The 223-nt window shown below is 68.6% G+C and carries 1 pseudogene; it reads right to left on the bottom strand.

Going from position 1 to position 223, the window contains the following annotated elements:
• A pseudogene (locus E4K09_RS17270) lies at window positions 1–223 on the bottom strand (NAD(P)/FAD-dependent oxidoreductase); the annotation flags it as partial.

The following is a 223-nucleotide window of genomic DNA, read 5'->3' as shown; positions in this document are numbered from 1 at the left end:
CGGGCGGCGTGCGGGTCGATGCGCCGGAACTCGGCGGGCAAGGCATGATGCGCCACCTCGGCGATGGCCCCCGCCATCTCGACGCCCGTGGGACCGCCGCCAACCACCACAAAGGTGAGCAGCCGCCGCCGTTCCTCGACATCTTCGATCAACTCAGCCTGCTCGAAGGCCATCAGGATCCTGCGGCGGATGGCGGTCGCGTCCTCGATCTGCTTCAAGCCTG

Origin of the sequence: Microvirga pakistanensis, assembly GCF_004458765.1 — a bacterium.
Lineage (GTDB): Bacteria > Pseudomonadota > Alphaproteobacteria > Rhizobiales > Beijerinckiaceae > Microvirga > Microvirga pakistanensis.
This window is presented reverse-complemented; position numbering and strand designations above follow the sequence as displayed.